General features: G+C 40.6%; 3 protein-coding genes. All 3 read right to left on the minus strand.

From position 1 onward, the window contains the following. Nucleotides 1-198 precede the first annotated feature (198 nt). The 3 genes from PX482_RS19810 to PX482_RS19820 all read right to left on the minus strand — a co-directional run bounded on the left by PX482_RS19810 (nucleotide 199) and on the right by PX482_RS19820 (nucleotide 3,272). Complete coding sequence (locus PX482_RS19810) at nucleotides 199-1,302, minus strand: aromatic ring-hydroxylating oxygenase subunit alpha (protein ID WP_002763831.1); 1,104 nt, start codon at nucleotides 1,300-1,302, stop codon at nucleotides 199-201. 89 nt (nucleotides 1,303-1,391) lie between these two features. Next, complete coding sequence (locus PX482_RS19815) at nucleotides 1,392-2,165, minus strand: hypothetical protein (protein WP_288122910.1); 774 nt, start codon at nucleotides 2,163-2,165, stop codon at nucleotides 1,392-1,394. A gap of 174 nt (nucleotides 2,166-2,339) precedes the next feature. Continuing rightward, complete coding sequence (locus PX482_RS19820; RefSeq protein ID WP_288122911.1) at nucleotides 2,340-3,272, minus strand: tetratricopeptide repeat protein; 933 nt, start codon at nucleotides 3,270-3,272, stop codon at nucleotides 2,340-2,342. Nucleotides 3,273-3,672 lie beyond the last annotated feature (400 nt).

Below are 3,672 nucleotides of genomic sequence, written 5' to 3' on the forward strand. Positions count from 1 at the left end.
CCCCCTAGCGGCCACCGAGAAAACCTTGACCAGCTAAGTATTTTTACTCAAGTCTCTGGAGGGGGACAGCTTATGTGACAGTTGAGGGTGCGGAATGTGGGTTTGATCTTAAACTGTGCCAAAAACGTTCAAAATCGAATTCAAGAGCAAGAAACCCACGCCAAATCAAAATTATGACGTGGGAAGATGTCAGATTTTTCAGGCAGCGGATGGCACCAAATTCATGAGCTTAAGATAAGGTTGTTGAAAAGTATGAAGGCGGCGCTCGTCACTGCTAAGAATTCCTTGTTTATAATCCCTTGAGTTATCGATTGAAACCATTCCTAGCTGGACTGATTCGCAGACAGGTTTGTCTTCATCCCAAACTTGAGTAACTAAGTTAGCTGAGGCTTTGCTACTCATATCAAATAGAATTTTCTCCAGACTGGCATTATCAAGTTTTCCCATAAAGGTATAGTTGGTAACTTTGGTTTCTGTAGAACTAAGAGGCGTGAAAACGTGCATATTTAAAGACATCCCAAACAGAGTGGACAAGGTTAAAAGTGGGAAAATCAAATAGTGCTGATAGCCATCTATCTTCAGTTTTCGATCTGCAAAAGCTGTGGTAAACTTTTTGACTTTTGCATCTAGCTTTTTGGCTTTACTGAGGTAAGTCGAATGGAAGTCGTCATTCCAATAATACCCGTCAACTGCTCCATACTTGCCAAGAGAGTTGGGATGGACATCCCAGATGTGGTAGCTATCTAAAGTATTTTCAACGATAATTTTCCAGTTGGCTTTAATGATCATTTCTTGACAGTCAACTTTCTCACCCATTGACTCTGAAAAATCTAATAACCGACTATACATCCCTCCTAAATACTCTTTGAGGGTCAGACCATCATCATTTTTTTTCACAAAAACAAAGGAGCCACAAGTATCAACTAACCATTGTTTCAATTGAAAAGATTCCGGTGTACAATCGGAAAAATCGAAGCGGGACTGTAAGGGAATGTTAATCGGGATGCCAGCACTGTCATAAATCCATCCGTGGTAGGGACACCTAACTGGCCTATTGCCTTTATCCTCTTGATGAATCTTACTAAAACGATGGGAACAGATATTATCAAACGCTCGCAATTCTCCACGAAAATTCTGGACAAAAATAGCTTGTCCTCCTAGATCTTTAGCAATATAATCATTATGATTTTCTAAGTCGGTGGTCAATCCGACAAAGTTCCAAAGGTTTTGAAAGAGAACTATTTGCTCTTTCTTGAAAATCTCGGGATCGGAATACCAAGAAATCGGCACAAGGGTCTTCATTGTTAATTCTCCTCTTCAAGATTCTAGTTTTTAATTATAAACTTCAATCTTTATGGACTTTCTGAAGTATGAAAAAATTAAACTTGTTTTTATAATTCATAGGTAATACAAATTAGTTTGAGTTCTTTTTCTGCATCTTCAAGTAGCGTCCGCAGCCAAGTAATGCGATATTCAAGCTCCTCCTTATACTGGACAATCTCTTCTAGGGAACTGGAAGTCAGAGAAGCAACCGACTTAGGTGCCTGTTGAAATTCGCCTTGCATCTGAGCGATAAAATCTCCGACTTCCCCTTCGGGTTGCTCGACTTCTGCTCTCTTTTGACTCACTTTTCTTGCTAGTGCTTGATTTTCTTCGAGAGCCTCTTCAAGTGCTTGTTGTATCCGACTTAGTCGAGATTGCAAACCTTCCTTGGCGAGCTTCTGCTCTGCAAGATTATTCTCAAGTCCCGTCAGTTCAGCTTGCAAGCTTTCTCGGATTGTTCCTTGCTCCTCAAGTTTTTGTTGTAGCTCGCTCAAGCTTGTTGAGAGAGCTAACTTCAGATGAGGGAAATAGCTCCCTACTTCCCTCATCTCTTTGGGCAAAGCTAGTGACTCTAGATGAGTGGAAGGATTAAAATCTCCACTCCCTAATGCCCTCAACTCAAGCTGAATCTGATTGAAACCCCGCTCCATTTGATTAATTGTTATTAATTCCAAAGCAAAAGTAAATCCTCCTACAAGAATAGCCACAAGGGACGCTAGGAAAATCTGCCACGGCAGTTGGGATGGGAGAAGATTACTAGACTGCTGCTGAAGCTGGAGCGAGGAATGAATTGCTAGAAACACGGCTATAAAGACAGATAAAGTAACGATAATAGCTATCAATATCTGTTGTTTTTTGAGAGAAGCTCTCTGAAAATCACGAAACATTATTTGGCTTTTTTACTGGAACTAACATTATAGTCTTTAAAGACTATACTGTCTGGGGATTTAGGGATTTTTACTAAATTGGGTTTGGGCAATTTGCTGAGTTGCTTTTTCTTTGTAGGTCTCGAGGATTTATCCTAATTTATCGTCATCTTCTTCTATCAGCATATCCAAAGTGGAAAGTTCGCTGGCGACCTCTCCTTGTTCTGCCGCCAGTAAATTGGCTGCTCGATAGGCTTCTGCCGCTTCTTTGGTAAATCCTTGACGAGTATAAAGATCCCCCCATAATTTTTGTTTTTTGGCTTCTATGGGTTTTTTGTTCGGCAGATCGCGTAAAATCTCTGCTGCTTCATCGAGAGCATTGCTGGCAATTAAAGCCTCTATATAACCCATTTTGGCAACCACAGGAATTTTAGGATTTAATTGCTGAGCATCTTCAAAATTTTTGCGGGCGAGGTTATATTGTTTTTGTTTTAGGTAGATATTTCCTAGGGACTGATAAGCACTCCAAGCTGTGGGATTCATCCTCAGTGCAGACTCGATTTCATCAATTGCTGCCTTTGTATTTCCTTGTTCTTGGTAAATCTGAGACATGAGCAAGCGCCCTGGAGTTAACTGAGGGTTAAAGACCAGTGCTTTTTGAACTTGCTCTTTAGCTTGAGGGTATTTCTTTTGCTTTAATAAAACCCTCCCCATCCCCAGATAACCAGCAGGGGTAGTAGGGTCGATATTAAGGGCATCTTTAAAAGCTTCAATGGCCGAGTCCAGTTCATTTTGCTTGTAGTAAACATTGCCAACGGCAAGAGCAGCTTTAGCCATCATTGGGTCAATTCTCCTCGCCGACCCGAAGTGGATCAAAGCTCCTTCATAATCTTTTTGTTTTAAACAGATGCTGCCTATACCAAGATGAGCTTGCTTAGAGCCTGGGTCTTTTTCAAGGATTTCTTCAAAAGCCTCCCGAGCTTCATCATAGCGCTTTTCTTTCATCAGTTGAGACGCTGTTTTAATTGATGGGCTTTTTTGAGTAGGCTTGGTAACTCGCTTGACTTGGGGCGTAAACGACATTGAAGGATTCCTCCACATCAAATATTCACCTTCCGATTATACCGCTTCTTTTCCTAGTAATGCAATACCCAAGATTAACAAGGTCAGCGCATCTTAACAATTATTAACAAAATGAACTTTATTTGATGTAAGTTGCCTACCCCAAATTCAGGCATATTTGAGGAGAATTTGCCATCTCAGTTGTTAAGCAATAATCGACCAAATAGGTGGTTCTTCGTTACTTGGTATGGTTCGAGCGGGTGGCATAAATCGACTAAATCCTGGCTCTTCGGGAATTGTTATGCAAATAATTAACTTAAAATAAAATTCGATGAGAGTGCCTACGCTCAAAAGTAGCTGAAATCGATATAGGGAAGGACTTAAGGCATCAACAGGTTAATACCAAAAGATAGACAATCGA

Source organism: Microcystis sp. M53602_WE12, assembly GCF_030065455.1.
Lineage (GTDB): Bacteria > Cyanobacteriota > Cyanobacteriia > Cyanobacteriales > Microcystaceae > Microcystis > Microcystis aeruginosa.

What these genes read in the sequence shown, in the direction of transcription:
- PX482_RS19810 (WP_002763831.1), bottom strand. Translation starts at nt 1,302, where the DNA reads ATGAAGACCCTTGTGCCGATTTCTTGGTATTCCGATCCCGAGATTTTC.
- PX482_RS19820 (WP_288122911.1), bottom strand. Translation starts at nt 3,272, where the DNA reads ATGTCGTTTACGCCCCAAGTCAAGCGAGTTACCAAGCCTACTCAAAAA.